Source organism: Pseudomonas sp. NPDC087615 (assembly GCF_044743445.1).
Taxonomy (GTDB): Bacteria; Pseudomonadota; Gammaproteobacteria; order Pseudomonadales; family Pseudomonadaceae; genus Aquipseudomonas; species Aquipseudomonas baetica_A.
In genome coordinates this window covers 1-18004 of sequence record NZ_JBIUWM010000006.1, presented here as the reverse complement: position 1 = coordinate 18004, position 18004 = coordinate 1, and the positions used below count along the sequence as shown (strand labels likewise).

Below are 18004 nucleotides of genomic sequence, written 5' to 3'. Positions count from 1 at the left end.
GGAAATTATTATAGGCATAATCCAATACTAATATGATAGCCGTAATTTTTTGCTATCCGACGAGCGTCCCCTTCGCCTTCCCTGCCAAACCCGCGAACAGAAAAACAAAAAGGCCGGTCAATGACCGGCCCCTTGGCGTTGAACAATTAGCTTAGTTCACTTCCAGCTTATCGCGATTGCGATCCAGGATCGCCTTGCCAATCCCTTTCACTTCCAACAATTCATCCACTGACGCGAACGGCCCATTTGTTTCGCGATATGTAACAATCGCCTTGGCCTTGGCCTCCCCAACTCCGGACAACTCTTTCTGCAAGATCGTCGCGTCGGCGTCGTTGAGATCGATTTTTTCCTTCGAGGAAGTGGCTACCGCCTCCATCACCAGCGGCGCCTTAGGCATTTCCGGCGTTGCAGCCGGCGCGGCAACCGCCAAAATAGAGGCGCTGGTAAGCAGGGCAAAAATCAGCGAGTAGAAGTAACCGGTACGCATAAAGTGACGCTCCATCATCATTTGAGAAAGCAGCTTTTCCGAAGCTGCTCCTCAAAAGTAGGTCACGAGGAACACATGTCAAAGATGCGTACGTTACAGAATGTGAAACAATCAGGGTTCGAGACGGCGTTGCTGGTAGATCCAGTCAACGATCTCGCCGTCGGGGGTGTAGCCGCTGACGGTTTCTCGGAGGAGTTGGCGGACTCGGGAGTAGTCATCAGTTTCGACGGCCGCGAGCAACTCAACCAGCCGTGACTTCAAGACGTCCCAAGCCAGGTGATCCTCATTGGCCGTCATGATCATCGGATGCGGAGTCGCAGCAACATTGTCGCCTATCAGCAACTCTTCGTAGAGCTTTTCGCCAGGACGCAAGCCGGTGAACTCGATGGAAATGTCACCTTGCGGATTACGCTCCGAACGAATACTCAACCCCGAGAGATGAATCATTTTCTCTGCCAGTTCTACGATCTTCACCGGCTCGCCCATGTCGAGGACGAACACATCACCGCCCTGCCCCATAGAACCTGCCTGAATGACCAACTGTGCCGCTTCGGGAATGGTCATGAAGTAGCGGGTTATCTTGGGATGAGTGACCGTTAGCGGCCCGCCGGACTTGATCTGGCTGTGAAACAACGGAATCACCGAACCGGACGAACCTAAAACGTTACCGAAACGAACCATGGTGAAACGGGTTTTATTGACTCGGGAAACATTTGCCTTGTCACCGAACAGAACTGGGGCAAGTTCGCGACTCAGAGCTTGCAACGTCAATTCCGCAAGACGCTTGGTACTGCCCATGATGTTTGTTGGACGAACGGCTTTATCAGTAGAAATCAGCACAAAATTTGAAACACCAGACTGCAGGGCAGCCTGAGCAGTGTTGAGTGTACCAATTACATTATTCAGCACGCCCTCGGCAATGTTGTGCTCTACCATCGGCACGTGTTTGTAAGCTGCCGCATGATAAACAGTCTCGACTTTCCATGTTTTCATCACATCAAGGAGTTTATCCTGATGGCGGATTGATCCGAGAATCGGCAACAGCCGCACTGATACCGACTCCCTATTACCGCGCTGCTCAAGCTCCGAAAGAATGCTGTAGAGATTGAACTCGCTATGTTCGAACAGAATCAGCGTGGTCGGACCCAGGGCAAAAATCTGCCGGCACAACTCCGAGCCGATGGACCCGCCAGCGCCAGTCACCATCACTACCCGGCCCTTGATACACCGGGCCAGCAGGTCAGGTTGAGCCGGAACCGAGTCACGCCCCAGCAAGTCGGCAATATCGACCTCCTGGATGTCTTCCACCCGGACTCGTCCGCTGGCTAGATCGGTAAAGTTCGGAACACTTCGAACATGCAGCGGAAACCCTTCAAGCAAATTGAGAATTTCCCGGCGCCGGGCACGGGTCGACGATGGCAATGCGAGAAGGATTTCCTGCGCGCCTGTCACATCGATCATTTGCTGAATATGTTTAGGCTTATAAACCTGAAGGCCGGATATCGAGCGATCCGAAATCCCCGGGTCGTCATCGATGAAGGCAACCGGACGCATCACGCGTCCCATGCGCAGCGCCGCCACCAGTTGATTGCCAGCCACGCCGGCGCCATAGATCGCTACTTTGGTCAAACCGTCGTCGCGACTGGTAAAGGGAACATGTTGCGCTGCAGTGAACCAGTCGCCCATGAAGTACTGACGCATGCAAAGGCGCAAACCGCCAATAATGACGAGACTCAACCACCAGTAATTGAAAATGATCGAACGCGGTACGACGGCTTCGTGATTGCTGTACCAATAGACAACCAGCGCCAATACCAGAGACGAAAGACTGACAGCCTTGATGATCGCAACTAGGGCGTCATTGCCGAAATAGCGCATGACCGCACGATACATGCCAAAACGCACGAACAGGGGGATGGCGACGCAAGGTGCGCAGACAAACAGCCACAGATGAACTTTGAAGGGGTTGACCATTTCGTCCACACCCAGTCGCACCACAAAAGCCATCCACAAGGCAGCCCAAACAAGGACGATGTCCGTGATAACTTGCAGCATTCTTTTTTGCCGGCGCGGCAGCCCCAGCAAAAACAGCCTCATCCTGCCCATATTGATATCTAGCACCTACGAGAACTCCCTTCAGCGGGCAACAAGATCCGGACGAATTTTACCTTCGTCCCCCACACTTTAAACCTAACCGGTATAGCTTGGGCGTGGTTACGACAATGAATACGATGTTCCGACGAACCGGCCCGGCTTCTAACCCCGGTAAATCCCAAAAAAACCGCTAATCGAGGCTACCGCTTAAAACCCGTTCGTCCATGAAGCCCCCCGAAAAAAAGAGCCATATTGAAATGGCTCTCTTTCCGTCGATGATCAATTTGCGATCAGCTTTCAGTTCAACGGGCTGTAACTTTCGCAGGATTTTGCCGCCCTGTCCTTGGCCATGTTGTAAGCCTCGTGCAACAACTTGTGCCGCCCCAGACGGACATTTGGATCAGCCGGAGTACGGAACAGAGACGTGGTCTTGGCCACATACGTAAACGTATTGCCATAACCGTATCTGAGCCACAGGTTCCAGTCTTCCAGATTGCTCATATCCGTCTCAAAACCGCCCCGTTGCAAGTACAGAGCACGTTGAAAGAGCAGTGACTGGATCGGGATGAAATTGTGATCCAGCAGAATATCGTAGTCATACTCGTGCTTGTAGTACGACGGCGTTTCATGGGTGACCTCTGTGTAACGGCCATCCTCTGTAGTGTTTGTCCCGACTTCCATGGCCAGCGAATAAGCCGCTACCGATTCACGGTTTTTCGCCAATGCCGCGACCAGCACTTCGACGTGATCGGAGAACAACAGATCATCGTCGTCCAAGAACATGCAATAGGTGCCCTTGGCCATTTCAAGACCATAGTTGCCCGTCACCGAGCGCCCCACCTTGTCCATTCCGTAAAAGCGGATCTGGCGACCTTCCGGGGACTGGAACTCAGCTACCAGATCTTTCATGGTTTCGCCGCCATCCTCCACGACCACCAGTTCCACATTCGGATAAGTCTGATTCAGGACAGACATGATCGCCTGGCGCAGGAATTCGTTCCGGTTGCGGTAGGTACGGGTGACAATCGTCACCAATGGCGCTTCAGCCAGCGGCTCGCCTACGCTCCAGAACGCACCGTCACGGATCATCTCGTAATCAAAACCACGGAAAGGATAAGCCGCCTCTATGCTGGAGCCCTTGCCCGACAGAAAGTGAGGTGCCTTGCGCAGTATCTTGCCCATGTTGCCGATCAGGTCTCGGCGAGCACCCGCATACACTTCGGGCCGGAACAACAGGGCCGTTTGCAGTATGAGTGCACCTAATTTGTCGCTAAAGCTCCCGTAACGCAGGCGGAGGTAGGCATTCGCCAGCGTGCTGCCGGTAAACTGGATCGGCTTGACATGGTTTTCGTGTTCATAGGTGTAGTGATACACCACCGCAGACGGGCAGTATTTCAACTGATAACCATAGGAACGGAACCGGTAGGACAACTCGACGTCTTCGCCGTACATGAAGATTTCATGTTCATAACCACCTACTTTGGCGTAAGCGGAACGTCGAACCAGAATGCATGCATGGGAAGACCAGTTGGTTTCCTGGGTTACCGGATCATAATATTTCGGATGTTCATACGGCGCCTGGCGCAATTCCCATGAGGCAAAAGCACCCGAAGTATCCGCATGAGCCGCTGCCACCACTCGGGAGATCGAGTCACGTGCGAAGACAATGTCGATGTTGCTGATCAACACGAATTCCGAATGCCCGGTCTTTATCGCCCTGTCATGGCCCAGACCAAAACCGACGTTCTCGCCCTGGATGATCTCAAAACCTGCCAGTTCGGCGTCCATCTGAGTTTTCCAGCGCTGCAGATCCTCAACAGTGCTATCCCTGGAGCCATTGTCGACAAAGCACAGGTTAAGTTTGTGCAGCGGATAATCTTGCGCTTTCAAAGAAGCAAAGAACCCATCGGCCCACTTACTGCTGTTGTAGGTCACAATCGAAACATCGACGACTGGCTGCACGTCGAACACCGGTGCACTCGGCGCGTAACCAAAACGCCGATCGGCGATGCTCTGTAGAGCCTTGAGGTTGTTCCGGGAATTGATGGCGCGCATCACTTGGGCTCGCGCCGCAGTCACCAAATGCCGCAGGCGCATGCGCATACCGATCAGAAATGGCAGCTTCTGATAAATCGGCCGCAGCACGGCACGCGGGTTCGTGAAGAGGCTACGAAGCTTCCAGTAGCCACGAAACAGCACCCGCATTCCCCAGCGCACAGGTCGGGTCATGCGCCAGGATTTCGAGGCATAGACGTTTTGCAGATCTTGCTTGAGTGCGGCTATCTCGAGATTCAGTTGCTCCTGCTCCACTAGCAGGCGGTTTTGAATCTGCACCAACTCATCATTATCTTGCAGATACCTGTCGTCCAACACTGCTGTGAATTTGTCGTTCACATCCGAAAGTTGATCCTTGGTCAAAAGCAGCTCTTCCCTAACAGTTGACAACTCGTTTCTCGAGGCCAAAAAGATGTCATTGATTGATGTCAACTCATCCTGGGCCTCCTGAACTTTTCCTTCCAGCCAAGCGATATAGGACTGCTGGCGGTAACTTTCCAGATCCGGATCAAAGCCGTTTCTCAGGGGATCAACGGGCGTCGTGCGTGCCAATCGGGCAAGGTGCGCCGAAGGCTCGCTGAACTGCGCCTCGCTCAAGAAGTAGCGCGACTGTGCAAAATCCAGAACCTGCGCGCGCAACTCCGCCGAGCATGGCGTTACCGCACCATGCGCTTGCCACAACGCGTCAAGATCGTGCGGTTGCTCGACATCAATGGTCAGCCCTGTACCCCAGAAAGGCGCCTTGCCCAGTGCATAGACGGTCTTACCTGCCAGCGCCGCTTCGAAACCGGCCGAGGAATTGAGGGTGAACACCACATCGGCGCCAGCGATCAGATCGGCAATGCTGTCTTCCTTGCCTGCCACCTGAACGTGCTCGGGAAGATCCGGCACTTCATCCAGAGGATGAGGTTTGACGATGACTGTGAAGGACCCGCCTTCGACGGCAGCGAGCACATGCTTGACATACTCGGACATGCTGGCGAAAGGCGATCCCATGATGATGTTGGAGTCATCCTGTACCTGGAGCAGGATCAGCACAGTCGGGGTTCGGTTGACACCTTTGAAGTGGTAACTCTCTTCCATTTGCGCAAGTCTTGCCTTCGCGACCTCTGTCGGCAGACCGGCTGACTGTTGCTGATACTCGGCAAACTCGGCGCTGAAGCCGCTGCGCACATTCACGCCACGGACGTCCGAGTAATAAGCCATGGGATTAGGCGCGCGCAACATGCCCAACTCATTGAAGATCAGCGGAATATCCTTCGACGCACAGGCCGTCTCGAGACTGCCATCATGGTTCCAGCAGAACACCAGATCAGGGTCAACATTATCGATCAGGGACGCAACAAACCGGTCATGAAACGCCAGGGGCTCTCCGTTGAGCAAGCGCTTCCAGTCGTTCAACCAGCCTGGATTGCCAGGTTGCGGATATTCACATTCGTAAGTAGCCGGGCTGATCCAAGTATGCCTGAAGTCGGGATACTCGCTTTTCAGTTCGTCGGAGCCGACAAAAAAACACTCCCAGCCTTCGTCAGCGAACTTGTTGGCCAACGGCAGATACACATCAACAATGCTGCTGAACAGCGTAGGACGCTCGCGCAAAACCAACGGCAAGGTGTAAAAAACCACGTGTTTGTATTTGCGTGAAGCCACTTTGACAGCCGGATCCCCCGCCGCAATGCTTTGCGCCGGCACGCTGAATTTCACCACCGAGTTCGCGGCAATGATTGAGCCCCGACCGACGTCAGAGCCGGCCAACACCGATGCGTTGGCGCCGATCCAGACGTCGTCACCAATGCTCACGTTTGCCAAGCGTAATCCCTGATCCTTGATGGGCACATGCAAGTCATAACGATGAGTCGATGAGGTGATGGAGACATTGGGAGCGATCAACACATCTTTGCCGATGGTGACCTTGCCACTACCGTTGATCCACGTTCCGTAATTGACGACCGTACCCGAGGCGATGCTCAGGTAGCCGCCGGCACCGCACTCGATGACGACGTTGTCGCGCAACTGGACACCGTCCTCGATGACGCATTCAGCCGTGTCGTCAACGTGAAATCTGACTGTGTCTGCAACAACCGCATTACCGATCTTAAGCATGATTCAAGCAACCTTTACAACGTTGACTGTAGACGGGCAATAAGCGACTCCCACGATCTGACGCCCGCCCGATACGCTGATTTTTCGCATTGGCCAACGTTGATCCAGTTCAACGCGCTCGCCGTCCAGACTGGCCATTCCGATAAACAGGAAATATTCGCCTGGAGCGACATTGAGCGGGAAGGAAAAGCTGATTTTGTAGGCGCCAGCATCAAGATCGAACTTGCACCCGGCCAGTAACGTGTTATCCCCTGCCACGTCGACACCTTTGGCGTCGCGTAACGAGTACCCCATGACCACTTCCTTGAGCGCCGAGGCGGACTGGACGTAGCAATGCATATTGACGTCTTCGGTCGGTTCGAAGTGATTGGTCTGCGTGCCGTCGGCACTGTAAAAATCCACGGCATTGATCTTCGCTGCGCCGGAACCGAATCGAACTTCCGAGATATCGCCGAGTTCCGTCTCATAAGACATGTCGACGTGCAGTTCCTCTACTGCTGGCGCCGCCGCGGCACTGCTGTTACGGACCTTTTTTTCGTAATTTTTGGTCGCGGTCAGAACATCGGTGCTGTAGTCGATGATCTGGCCGTTCTGCATCACGATGACCGCTTGGCAAAAGCGAATAACCGATTGGGTATCGTGAGAGACGAACAGGATCGTGGTGCCGCGCTCCTGCATGTGTTTCATCTTGAGCATGCACTTGAGCTGAAACCCGGCATCGCCCACGCTCAACGCTTCGTCCACGATCAGAACGTCAGGCTCGACGTTGATCGCCACGGAAAACGCCAGACGCGCAAACATCCCGCTGCTGTACATCCGAACCGGCTGATTGACAAAATCGCCGATGTCTGCGAACTCGAGGATGGCCGCAATACGGGTTTGCATTTCGGCATGGGAGTACCCCATCAGGGAACCCTGGAAATAGATATTTTCCACACCGGTGTAATCCGGGTTGAAGCCGGCACCCAACTCCAACAATGAGGCGACCCGACCCACGACGGTGACCTCGCCACTGGATGGCGTCAGTACCCCGGTGAGGATTTTCAGCAGGGTGCTTTTGCCGGCACCGTTCTTGCCCAGAATCCCCACTGTCTGGCCTTTCTCAACAGAGAAGGAAACATCCGTCAGCGCGTGAAAATCATGGTGCCGGTGCTTGCCGAATAGCGAAAGAGCTTCGACCAGCCTGTCAACCGGCTTGTTGTAAAGCCGATACACCTTGCTGACATTACGGACGCTGATTGCGCTCTCATTCACTGCATTCATTACAAAACATCCGCAAAGTGGGGTCTCAGTTTTTTGAATGTGCGCCAGCCCACCAGCGCGAGGACTATCAATACTCCCCAAAAGATCAGGGTTTGCGTGGGGCGTTCCCAGAACCAGATTCCGCGAATCAGCGAATCCCTGAATCCCTCGACAATGTAGGTAAACGGGTTCAGACGCAGGTAGGAAGCCGCACGGCCGTGGATTGCATCAATGTCCCAGAACACCGGGGTCAGCCAGAAACCGAACTGTGTGGCCATGCTCACCAATTGACTCAGATCGGGAAAGAAGATCACCACCGAACTGGTAATCCAGGCAATCGCGAGCAACAACATGAACAGGCATGCGATGTAATAACCAACCTGCAACCAGTAAAGGTTCGGTTCGTAGCCATAGATGACGAACAACAGCAGGAGAATGAACACAAAGAACACGTGAACGAGTACAGCCGAGGTGAGCTTGACCAGTGGCAACAAGGAAACCTTGAAGACGATCTTCTTCACCAAAAAGCTGTTTTCCTTGACCGCCGTGCAGCCTGAGTTAAGCGCCTCAACCGTGAAGAACCACGGCACCAGCCCACAAACCAGCCACAGAACGAAGGGAAAGTCCCCGTGAGGCGCCGCTTTGAAGCCGAACTGAAATACGAACCATAAAATCAATGTGGTTGCGCAAGGCTGGATAAAGACCCACAGAAAACCAAGATAGTTGGTCAAATAACGGGCTCGAAGATCATTTGAAACCAGACTCAACAGAATCCTGCGATCCGCCAGCATTCCCCTGAGCCAACTCATCGCATATCTCCAAAAATCACAACCACATTCACCACCGCTTTAAAACCACCGCACGACATCATGAATTCCATTTAACGATCCGGGTTCATCGACTTGAGACGTTCACTGGCTTCAGGCACAAACACTGGTTTGGCTTCTTCGATGCTAGCCTGAGCCTTGGACTTATCCTTGGGCTTGTACTTCAGCACACGTTTTTCGACCAGATGCCAGGACGCATATCCGAGCACCAGCGTGATAGCAATCGTGACGAACAGGTATACCGGGTACGAGATTTCCGGAAACTTGAGCAGAACAAACTGCTGCACCGGAAAGGCATAGATGTAAACACCGTAGGAACAGTCACCGACACGATTGATCCAACGCCCCAAGCGACTACTGGACAGACCGTAGGCAAGAACGACATAAGGCAAGGTGAACCACAACACTACTTTGGAAATCGGTGCGTATGGAACCACCAGGATAGTTGCGACAATCAATACGCAAACACCCGACAGACTGAACCAGCGTTCGAGCCGCCATTTCGCGAAGCAGGCGCCAATCATGAAGTAGATGCCTGTAAGGAAAATTTGTCGCACATCAGTGCCATAAACAACCGTCACAGGAGCATCGCGCCAACACCAGAAAATCACCATCAGAGCGAAAAATGCCGCCGCGGCGGCATAGACCCAGCGCCCACTCCGAAAGAGCAGCCCCAGCCCAATGACCACAAGGTACATAAAGAATTCGACGGGCAGGCTCCACAACGAACCGTTGACAGCGTTGGCCACCCTGGCATGCTCAAGCACACCGGGCAGATAGAACACCGGGCTCAAGATGATATTTTTCAGATAAGGCCAGAATTGCGGATGCGCAAAGTAATCGCTTACCGTCAAAGTCGTAAACATCGGCCCAAGAATAAACATACAGATCAGAACAACCACGATCAGCGCTGGAAAAATCCTCAAGGACCGCTTGATCAGAAAGTTGGCAGCTGAGGGAGTGAAATCCCAGCTCTTGACGATCAGATAACCGCTGATGATGAAGAAGATATCGATACCTAGCCCTCCATAGGAGGTCAATCCCAGGAAGCCGGCTGGTGGATTGCCATAAAAAGCAAACGAGTGTGCGTAAAGAACCATCAGCGCAGCAATCAGCCGAAGCAGGTTTAAATTGTTATCCCTATGCTGCATGTAATAGCGCTCCAACGCTGATTGAACTGATCACAATAAAATTGACCGGGTTGCTACGAAAGACACCGGATGCGGATTCAGACATCGACATTCACGATGCCCGACAACTTCGCTCCCGACGCGTAACGCGTAACGCGCGCGCGGGGTCGCGAATCATAGCATTATCCGATACCGCCTCCCACGCTTGGCCAAGCCTCAAGGGATTGGCGGCGCTTCCCGGGTACCGGCCTTGAACCTCGCGGCCAGCCAGAGCAACGGAACATAAGCGACGATCAGTCCGACGACTCCCGGTACAACGCCCAAGGCAACCACGGCGGCCCAAGGCAATAACCAGAAAAGATTCAAACCGACCACCGCGAGCGTGACAGCCTTGTGGCTTTTGAATTGTCGCGATGCGTACTGATAAGCGTGACTGCGATGGGCCTGATAGACCTTTTCACCGTTGAGCAGTCGCCGGCACAGTGTCCACGTTGCATCAACCACAAACGCGCCAAGGAGAATGACCCAACTCCACAACAGCTCTGGTGAATGGGTCGCCGCGTCCAGCGACAGAATGCCCAACGCAATACCCAGAAAACCGCTGCCGGCGTCACCCATGAAGATTCGTGCCGGGGGATAGTTCCAGCAAAGGAAACCGCCAACCGCAGCACTCAGCGCCAACACGCCCCAGACAGGCTCAATCTGACGCACCAACAAGTAAATCAGCGTGATGCCCAGGCAGGCACAGAGAGCTTCAGCGCTCGCCAACCCGTCAATGCCGTCCATAAAATTATAAAGATTGAGCATCCATACCAGATACACCGCCGCAAGCGCATGACCCAGCCAGCCAAGATCAAGGGTGCCATTGAACAGGGCAATCGGGGCCAGCCCATCCAACCAGAACAACGCCCAAATGGCCGCAGCGAAATGCCCCAGCAGACGCCATCTCGCGGCGATGTGCCCGTGATCATCGGCAAATCCGATCAGCGCCACCAACATTCCGCTGCCAGACAGCGCGAACAGTGCAGAGCGATCCATCAGCCCAAGCCAACCCAAAACAGGCAGGGCCAACAAAAAACCTATAACGATCGCCACACCGCCACCGCGAGGCGTTGGCACCGAGTGCGAACTGCGCTCATTGGGAATATCCATCAAGCTTTTGGAGAGCGCGTAGTGACGCCCCCCCCAAGTCAAAGCCCAGGACAACAGAAAAACGGTAAGAAGCAACCCACCAGCAATCATGATTTTTGCGTATCCAGAAAATGGCCTGCGGTACGACGCATGGCGGTGTCTACATCAATCGGAGGAACCCAACCCAGCACTTCGCGGTTTTTGCTGATATCGACCTGCAACGACTCACAGACTCGCTGAGCCATCGCGCGCTTACCGGCAACAGCCGCACAGATCAGCAGCAGTTTCGAAGGAACGGGCAGCAACCGCGCTTTTTTCCCCAGCGCCGAGGCCAAACGACGCAGCAAGCGAGGTGTCGACAGATCATCGCCGTCGCTGACCAGAAAGGTTTGCCCTGCCGCTGCCGGATGTTCCAGACAGGTTTCGATCAAATCGACGAGGTTGCCGATTGCGACCATGCTGCGCTGGTTGCGAATGGCGCCCAACGGCAACACCACACCTTTTTCCAGCCATTTGAGCAGGCTAAGAAAGTTGGCCTTTACGCCCGGCCCATAAACCAGCGGCGGGCGAATAATCACGATTTCCATGCCTGTTTCACTGCCAAGCAAGCGCAGCGCCTGCTCCGCTTCGTGCTTGGAGATCCCGTAAGGATCTTGTGGTGCCGGTACGTCATGCGCCGTAAAAGGACGCCCGAAAGGCGTGCTTTCGCCATTGACCTTAATTGAGCTGATGAAAACGAAGCGCTTGACCCCGACCTGTGCAGCCGAGCGAGCCAACTGCAATGTGCCGTCGACATTCACACGACGAAATTCGGCCAGAGCGTCCTGCGCCGTCTCGCGCATGACATGCACCCGGGCCGCCGCGTGCACGACAATCTGCACGCCAGCCAACTGCAAGGCCGAGTTTGTTCCCAATTCAAAACGGGCAACAGGACACAATCCCAGAAGTCGAGTGGCGCTCCGTACAGCAGCTACAGGTGCAAACTTTCGCCCAAGCAGCAAACGCAAGACCAGCGCCTCACCGACAAAACCGCTCGCCCCGGTGATCCATACTTTTGGCACATTCATTGGGCAGACTTCCCGACAAAGGCAGTCGCCCAGCAGATCAGGAAAAACAAGACACGATCTCTGACTCGGCGCCGACAGCGCCAAGCGGAAAACGAAAGTTTGATCAATTGCCAGCGACGCAACGCAAGCCAGGACCCGACGAAGGGATCACCAGCCTGCCCCGTCAGACGCGCGATTAACGCCACCTGGTTAAACCACCAGCCATCGTGAATGGTTTTATAGCGGGCAATCATCGGGCTGAGGCCTGTGTTCGCCCCGACCTGATTACTTTCGTGCTGCCGATAATCCATCGAAGGGCGCGGATCGATATACCAACGAAAACCATGGCTGCGAGCGAAGGCATAACAGTACCAATCGTGCAGGCTGACATTTTGCAGGTTTCCCCATTGAGCCAACATCGACTGTTTCATCGCTTGCACCAAAGCCCTACTCAGCACGTAGGTACAGCCGGGGCCAGCAGCCTCAAACAGGAAATCCCAGCTTGTCTGCGGTTGCGCCTTGTTCAGCAGTTGAGTCCTGCCGCACTCCCAGAACGCAGTCACGTTACTGGAACACGCATCGACTCCCCGCTCGCGAATAGAAGTGATCGCGCGCTGCAGTTTGTCCTGATGCCAGACATCGTCCTGATCGGCAAAGGAGACGTAATCATAGGCCTGCAAATCGACATCGCGGATCAGGCGAAAAAAGTTGCGCGATGCTCCGCCGAAGCGAGTACCCGAGGGCAAAAGGAAGACATTCGAATGCCTGGCTGCAAAATCCGTGCACCAAGCTTCCGTACCATCGGTGGAGGCATCAACACTGATATGAACGGTGACCTGCACCATCGATTGTCCGAGGATCGAAGCCAATTGCTCTTCGATCCACTGCATTCCGTTGTAGGCAGCCAGCAAAACCGCAACCTGAGGAGTTGTTACTGGCATTCCATTCCTGCTTGCACGGTTCTGACAAAGTGAGCGAGACAACGGGTTTTCAGCGAGTGCTGGAATCAAGGAGTTTCTGCAAATACTGTCCATAGCCGGTTTTCTTAAGGCTTTCGGCCTGTTTTGCCAACTGCTTGGCGTCAATCCAGCCGTTATTGAAGGCGATTTCTTCCAGGCATGCGACTTTCAAGCCTTGACGCTGCTCAATGGTGTGCACGAAGTGACTGGCTTCCAGCAGGGAATCGTGGGTGCCGGTATCGAGCCAGGCGAATCCACGCCCAAGCATTTCAACATTCAACGACTTCTGCGCCAGGTAAGCCTGATTGACATCAGTGATTTCCAGTTCGCCGCGTGGTGAAGGCTTGATGCTCTTGGCAATATCGACCACTTGGTTGTCATAGAAATACAACCCGGTCACCGCATAGTTGGACTTCGGCTTCAGCGGCTTCTCTTCAATGCTTAGCGCCCGGCCCGTGGCATCGAACTCAACCACGCCGAAACGTTCGGGATCGGAAACGTGGTAGCCAAATACCGTGGCACCTTGCTCCTGTACAGTCGCTGCGCGCAGATTGTCGGAGAAGTGCTGACCGTAGAAGATGTTGTCACCCAAGATCAGACAGCACGGATCCTTACCAATGAACTCTTCGCCGATGATAAAGGCTTGCGCCAGACCATCTGGGCTCGGCTGCTCGGCGTAACTGAGCTTGATGCCATAAACGCTGCCGTCGCCCAGCAACTTGCGGAAACAAGGCAAATCTTCCGGGGTGGAAATAATCAGAATTTCGCGCATCCCAGCCAGCATCAAAACCGACAGCGGATAAAAGATCATCGGCTTGTCGTAGATCGGCAACATCTGCTTCGAGACGCCAAGGGTCAACGGGTGCAGGCGTGTGCCCGAGCCACCGGCGAGAATGATGCCTTTACGATTTGTCGTGGTCATTTATTCAGAACTTCCCTAAGCATTCGGATTACACCACTTTGCCAATCCGGCAAGTGTAGAGAAAAATTGTCGCGCAGCTTTTGTGTACTCAAACGTGAATTCAACGGGCGGCGCGCCGGTGTTGGATAGGCGGTGGTATCAATCGGATTGACTGTCGTGACAGCGAGCTCTTCGCCATGAGCCTTGGCAAAACTGATCACCAGGCTCGCATAACCGTGCCAGGATACTTCACCGGCAGCCGCCAGATGATAGACGCCGGACAGCGCCGGGCGATGCACGACCTGCTGGATCGCCAGTGCGGTCACGTCAGCAATGAGATCAGCACCGGTCGGGGCGCCTACCTGATCGGCAATGACGCCCAGTGATTCGCGATCCTTGGCCAGACGCAACATGGTTTTGGCAAAGTTGTTGCCGCGAGCGCTATAGACCCAGCTGGTACGAAAGATCAGATGCTTACAGCCGGAGGCCGAAATGGCCTGTTCACCTGCCAGCTTGCTGGCGCCGTAGTGGTTCACAGGTGCGACGGCATCGGATTCCTGCCAAGGCGTCGAGCCTTCGCCGCTAAATACGTAATCGGTCGAATAGTGAATCAGCCAGGCATCCAGGGATGCGGCCTCCTGCGCCATGACTCGACTGGCCTCACTGTTTACACGGTCAGCCAGTTCGGTTTCGGACTCGGCTTTATCGACCGCCGTGTAGGCCGCAGCATTGACGATAACGCCGGGCCTTACTTTGCGGATCGTGGCGCGCAGTGCATCGAGGTCAGACAGATCACCACTCAAACCATCGACTAGGTGCCGATCGAGGGCAACCAATTCCCCTAGCGGTGCAAGGGAGCGCTGCAACTCCCAGCCGACCTGGCCGTTTTTTCCCAGCAGGAGAATCTTCATGCCTTATCCGAACGACCGGTGTAGTTTTGGTCGATCCACTGCTGGTAACTGCCGCTCTTCACATGAGCAACCCATTCAGAGTTGCTGAGGTACCACTCGACAGTCTTGCGAATACCCGTCTCGAAGGTTTCCTCTGGGGTCCAGCCCAACTCGCGCTGGATCTTGCTGGCATCGATCGCGTAGCGCTGATCATGGCCCGGGCGATCCTGTACATAGGTGATCAAACTTGCGTGCGGACGGTGAGCGGAATCTGGTCGCAATTCATCGAGCAATGCACACAGGGTATGGACTACCTCGATGTTCTGCTTTTCGTTGTGTCCGCCGATGTTGTAAGTCTCGCCAATGACGCCTTCGGTCACGACTTTGTACAGTGCTCGCGCGTGATCTTCGACATACAACCAGTCACGCACCTGATTACCTTTGCCATAGACCGGCAACTGTTTTCCTTCCAGCGCATTGAGAATGATCAGTGGGATCAGCTTCTCCGGGAAGTGGCATGGACCGTAGTTGTTCGAGCAGTTGGTGACCAGTGTCGGCAAACCATAAGTGCGCGCCCATGCTCGCACCAAGTGATCAGAACTGGCCTTGCTGGCCGAGTATGGCGAGCTTGGCTGATACGGCGTGGTTTCAGTGAAGAGCTCTTCCGGACCTTCGAGGTCTCCGTAAACTTCATCCGTCGAAATATGGTGAAAGCGGAAGTTGGCTCTACGTACATCATCCAGTGCAGCCCAGTAATGGCGCGCGGCTTCGAGCAAAGTGTACGTTCCGATGATATTGGTCTGGATGAACTCGGATGGACCAGAGATCGAACGATCAACATGGGACTCTGCCGCCAGATGCATGATTGCATCTGGTTGGTGCTCACGCAGAACACGGTCGACCTGATCACGATCACAGATATCAACTCGCTCAAACGCATAACGCGAATCCTGACTGACTTCAGCCAAGGACTCGAGGTTACCGGCGTAAGTCAGTTTGTCGACGTTAACGACAGAATCGGCGGTATTGGAGATAATATGGCGAATGACTGCCGAGCCGATGAACCCGGCGCCGCCGGTAACTAGAATTTTCACGCGAAACCATACCCTTGAGCTGCGGACAGTGACACCAACGATCACCGCCTAATCCATGAATGCAGAAGCCATCAAAACCTGTGGCTTCTGTCAGAGTCAGTCTGAATCGATGTGGGAATGTGCCACTATCGAACAAGGGCTGCATTTTACAGCTTAATGAACGTTTTACTAATGGATATAGACAGGCTGAGGCGCAATTTCGACAGATGCCATGCACCTGTCGTTTTCAGACAATTCGCTTGCGTGCGGCCCTGGACGAACGTCCCAGAAACCAGCCTAGTATCGGGCCAATCAACATACCGATGAGCAATGCCAAAACCACTACGAGCGAGACCGGCAATTGAGGCCCGGAAAAGCCTAGAAACAATAACGACACCGATTGCTGATTTTCCAGAACAAACGCGAGAATCACCAACACCAGCAAAAGAATAAAAACGCCAAGAAGTATGCGCTTGAGGTTACGCATGAGTAACTCCTTGAGAGATAGCGACTGTCAAACCCCCTCCTCCTCTTCCTCGTTCACTCGATCACGCAATTCTTTACCCGGCTTGAAATGCGGAACGAATTTACCATCCAGACTTACAGACTGGCCGGTCTTTGGATTGCGACCAACGCGCGGCGCACGGTAGTGCAAGGAGAAGCTGCCGAACCCACGGATCTCGATGCGATCACCGGTGGCCAGACATTGGGACATTTGTTCAAGCATGGTCTTGATGGCCAACTCCACATCCTTGGATGAGAGCAGCCCTTGATGGGTGACAATTCGTTCGATCAACTCCGACTTCGTCATATTTTTCCCTTCTTTTTCAAGCAGCTAGATCAGCGCTTGAAAGGTTTTAGCATGCCCGGAAGATTTTGAACAGCCCAGGGATTGACATATCTTCTTCAGCGCTGAAACGCCCGCTTTCAGGGCATAAACTAACTCGCCAGGATCACCCCACGCTCAACGGCATATCACCAGCATGGTCCGGGTCACGTACCCAGCAGGATTGAAACCAAACGGAAACTCATCTTCGTCTTTGGCATCATCAGATCGAGTGATCACCTTGTAACCCGCCCCCTTACACTCCTTCGCCGCTCGCTTTTGACACCTCTCCCAGCCAGAACCCAGCCCAGAGCAATCAACTTCAATGCCGCTGACACCACGCACCGCATGGGTCTTGGCATTTGTAGTACAGCCTGCAAAAACCAGTACCGCTATGAGGACAATAAACTTGTTCATCCATTTCCTTATGCCAGGCAACGCCCGACTACTACACGCTTAAGACCAAGCTTAGTCGCGAATAGGCGATTGATCCCATTAAAGAAACAGACAATCTGGCGATTGGATTGGTTTCACAGGCAGCACTGATTCGCGCAGAAGAAAACCAGGACTCATCAAATCACAGACACAAAAAAGGGCGACCGAAGTCGCCCTTTTTAATGATCAAGCAGAACTTAGTTCTGTTTGGCCATTGCTTGCTTCAGCAGAGCAGCCATAGTGGTATCGGCTGGAGCTTCCTGAACAGAGTTCAGGCTCTGGATAGCTTCTTTCTCTTCAGCATCATCTTTCGACTTGATGGAGAGTTGGATCACGCGGCTCTTACGATCAACGCTGATGATCTTGGCTTCAACTTCCTGGCCTTCTTTCAGCACGTTGCGCGCGTCTTCAACGCGGTCACGGCTGATTTCGGAGGCTTTCAGGGTCGCTTCGATGTCGTCAGCCAGAACGATGATGGCGCCTTTGGCGTCAACTTCTTTCACGGTGCCAGTAACGATTGCGCCTTTGTCGTTAACCGAGACGTACTCGGAGAACGGATCGCTTTCCAGTTGCTTGATACCCAGGGAGATACGCTCGCGCTCTGGGTCAACCGACAGGATAACGGTGTCCAGCTCGTCGCCCTTCTTGAAACGACGTACGGCTTCTTCGCCCACTTCGTTCCAGGAGATGTCGGACAGGTGAACCAGACCGTCGATGCCGCCGTCCAGACCAATGAAGATACCGAAATCGGTGATCGACTTGATGGTGCCGGAGATTTTATCGCCCTTGTTGAACTGGCCAGAGA

At 53.9% G+C, this 18004-nt stretch carries 16 protein-coding genes; all 16 read right to left on the bottom strand.

The features are described 5' to 3' along the window. Positions 1–151: 151 nt before the first annotated feature. Entirely contained in the window at positions 152–487 is a 336-nt protein-coding gene (locus ACIOU6_RS04955) for a ComEA family DNA-binding protein (protein ID WP_401134325.1), read from the bottom strand. Positions 488–598: 111 nt separating this feature from the next. After that, on the bottom strand, positions 599–2593 hold the full coding sequence (locus ACIOU6_RS04950) for a nucleoside-diphosphate sugar epimerase/dehydratase (RefSeq protein WP_339431271.1): 1995 nt from the start codon (positions 2591–2593) through the stop codon (positions 599–601). 285 nt (positions 2594–2878) lie between these two features. Continuing rightward, complete coding sequence (locus tag ACIOU6_RS04945) at positions 2879–6739, bottom strand: glycosyltransferase (RefSeq protein ID WP_401134323.1); 3861 nt, start codon at positions 6737–6739, stop codon at positions 2879–2881. A gap of 3 nt (positions 6740–6742) precedes the next feature. Further along, complete coding sequence (locus ACIOU6_RS04940) at positions 6743–8083, bottom strand: ABC transporter ATP-binding protein (RefSeq protein WP_401134321.1); 1341 nt, start codon at positions 8081–8083, stop codon at positions 6743–6745. Next, on the bottom strand, positions 8002–8790 hold the full coding sequence (locus tag ACIOU6_RS04935; protein WP_401134319.1) for an ABC transporter permease: 789 nt from the start codon (positions 8788–8790) through the stop codon (positions 8002–8004). Before ACIOU6_RS04935 ends, ACIOU6_RS04940 begins: the two co-directional genes overlap by 82 nt. 71 nt (positions 8791–8861) lie before the next feature. Then, positions 8862–9959 carry an acyltransferase family protein gene (locus tag ACIOU6_RS04930; RefSeq protein WP_401134317.1) on the bottom strand — a complete coding sequence of 366 codons (1098 nt, stop codon included), beginning with the start codon at positions 9957–9959 and terminating at the stop codon, positions 8862–8864. Positions 9960–10154: 195 nt separating this feature from the next. Next, the gene (locus ACIOU6_RS04925; protein ID WP_401134314.1) at positions 10155–11180 is read right to left on the bottom strand and encodes a glycosyltransferase family 4 protein; all 1026 of its coding nucleotides are present in this window, start codon (positions 11178–11180) and stop codon (positions 10155–10157) included. Further along, complete coding sequence (locus tag ACIOU6_RS04920) at positions 11177–12136, bottom strand: UDP-glucose 4-epimerase family protein (RefSeq protein ID WP_401134312.1); 960 nt, start codon at positions 12134–12136, stop codon at positions 11177–11179. Before ACIOU6_RS04920 ends, ACIOU6_RS04925 begins: the two co-directional genes overlap by 4 nt. Then, a complete protein-coding gene (locus tag ACIOU6_RS04915) occupies positions 12133–13056 on the bottom strand; it encodes a glycosyltransferase (RefSeq protein WP_339431154.1) in 924 nt (307 codons plus the stop codon). Before ACIOU6_RS04915 ends, ACIOU6_RS04920 begins: the two co-directional genes overlap by 4 nt. Positions 13057–13105: 49 nt before the next feature. After that, the gene (gene rfbA / locus ACIOU6_RS04910) at positions 13106–13996 is read right to left on the bottom strand and encodes a glucose-1-phosphate thymidylyltransferase RfbA (protein ID WP_339431153.1); all 891 of its coding nucleotides are present in this window, start codon (positions 13994–13996) and stop codon (positions 13106–13108) included. Further along, a complete protein-coding gene (gene rfbD, locus ACIOU6_RS04905; RefSeq protein WP_401134309.1) occupies positions 13993–14886 on the bottom strand; it encodes a dTDP-4-dehydrorhamnose reductase in 894 nt (297 codons plus the stop codon). The genes rfbA and rfbD overlap by 4 nt, the downstream gene beginning before the upstream one ends. Continuing rightward, complete coding sequence (gene rfbB, locus ACIOU6_RS04900; protein WP_401134307.1) at positions 14883–15959, bottom strand: dTDP-glucose 4,6-dehydratase; 1077 nt, start codon at positions 15957–15959, stop codon at positions 14883–14885. Before rfbB ends, rfbD begins: the two co-directional genes overlap by 4 nt. 226 nt (positions 15960–16185) lie before the next feature. Then, complete coding sequence (locus tag ACIOU6_RS04895) at positions 16186–16425, bottom strand: lipopolysaccharide assembly protein LapA domain-containing protein (protein WP_339538256.1); 240 nt, start codon at positions 16423–16425, stop codon at positions 16186–16188. A 27-nt stretch (positions 16426–16452) separates the two neighbouring features. After that, positions 16453–16749 (bottom strand): integration host factor subunit beta, encoded by a 297-nt coding sequence (gene ihfB / locus ACIOU6_RS04890; RefSeq protein WP_003189779.1) that lies wholly within the window; start codon positions 16747–16749, stop codon positions 16453–16455. Between the two features lie 153 nt (positions 16750–16902). Then, positions 16903–17181, bottom strand: a complete 279-nt coding sequence (locus ACIOU6_RS04885) for a hypothetical protein (RefSeq protein ID WP_339431149.1) — start codon at positions 17179–17181, stop codon at positions 16903–16905. 215 nt (positions 17182–17396) lie between these two features. Then, positions 17397–18004, bottom strand: a 608-nt coding sequence (locus tag ACIOU6_RS04880) for a S1 RNA-binding domain-containing protein (protein WP_401134303.1), incomplete at its 5' end; no start/stop codon positions are given.

Excerpts from the sequence above, each read along its gene's own strand:
- ACIOU6_RS04935 (WP_401134319.1), bottom strand. The coding sequence starts at position 8,790 with ATGAGTTGGCTCAGGGGAATGCTGGCGGATCGCAGGATTCTGTTGAGT.
- rfbD (WP_401134309.1), bottom strand. The coding sequence starts at position 14,886 with ATGAAGATTCTCCTGCTGGGAAAAAACGGCCAGGTCGGCTGGGAGTTG.
- rfbA (WP_339431153.1), bottom strand. The coding sequence starts at position 13,996 with ATGACCACGACAAATCGTAAAGGCATCATTCTCGCCGGTGGCTCGGGC.
- ACIOU6_RS04930 (WP_401134317.1), bottom strand. The coding sequence starts at position 9,959 with ATGCAGCATAGGGATAACAATTTAAACCTGCTTCGGCTGATTGCTGCG.
- ACIOU6_RS04920 (WP_401134312.1), bottom strand. The coding sequence starts at position 12,136 with ATGAATGTGCCAAAAGTATGGATCACCGGGGCGAGCGGTTTTGTCGGT.
- ACIOU6_RS04885 (WP_339431149.1), bottom strand. The coding sequence starts at position 17,181 with ATGAACAAGTTTATTGTCCTCATAGCGGTACTGGTTTTTGCAGGCTGT.
- ACIOU6_RS04945 (WP_401134323.1), bottom strand. The coding sequence starts at position 6,739 with ATGCTTAAGATCGGTAATGCGGTTGTTGCAGACACAGTCAGATTTCAC.
- ACIOU6_RS04915 (WP_339431154.1), bottom strand. The coding sequence starts at position 13,056 with ATGCCAGTAACAACTCCTCAGGTTGCGGTTTTGCTGGCTGCCTACAAC.
- ACIOU6_RS04955 (WP_401134325.1), bottom strand. The coding sequence starts at position 487 with ATGCGTACCGGTTACTTCTACTCGCTGATTTTTGCCCTGCTTACCAGC.
- ACIOU6_RS04925 (WP_401134314.1), bottom strand. The coding sequence starts at position 11,180 with ATGATTGCTGGTGGGTTGCTTCTTACCGTTTTTCTGTTGTCCTGGGCT.
- ACIOU6_RS04895 (WP_339538256.1), bottom strand. The coding sequence starts at position 16,425 with ATGCGTAACCTCAAGCGCATACTTCTTGGCGTTTTTATTCTTTTGCTG.
- ACIOU6_RS04950 (WP_339431271.1), bottom strand. The coding sequence starts at position 2,593 with ATGGGCAGGATGAGGCTGTTTTTGCTGGGGCTGCCGCGCCGGCAAAAA.
- ihfB (WP_003189779.1), bottom strand. The coding sequence starts at position 16,749 with ATGACGAAGTCGGAGTTGATCGAACGAATTGTCACCCATCAAGGGCTG.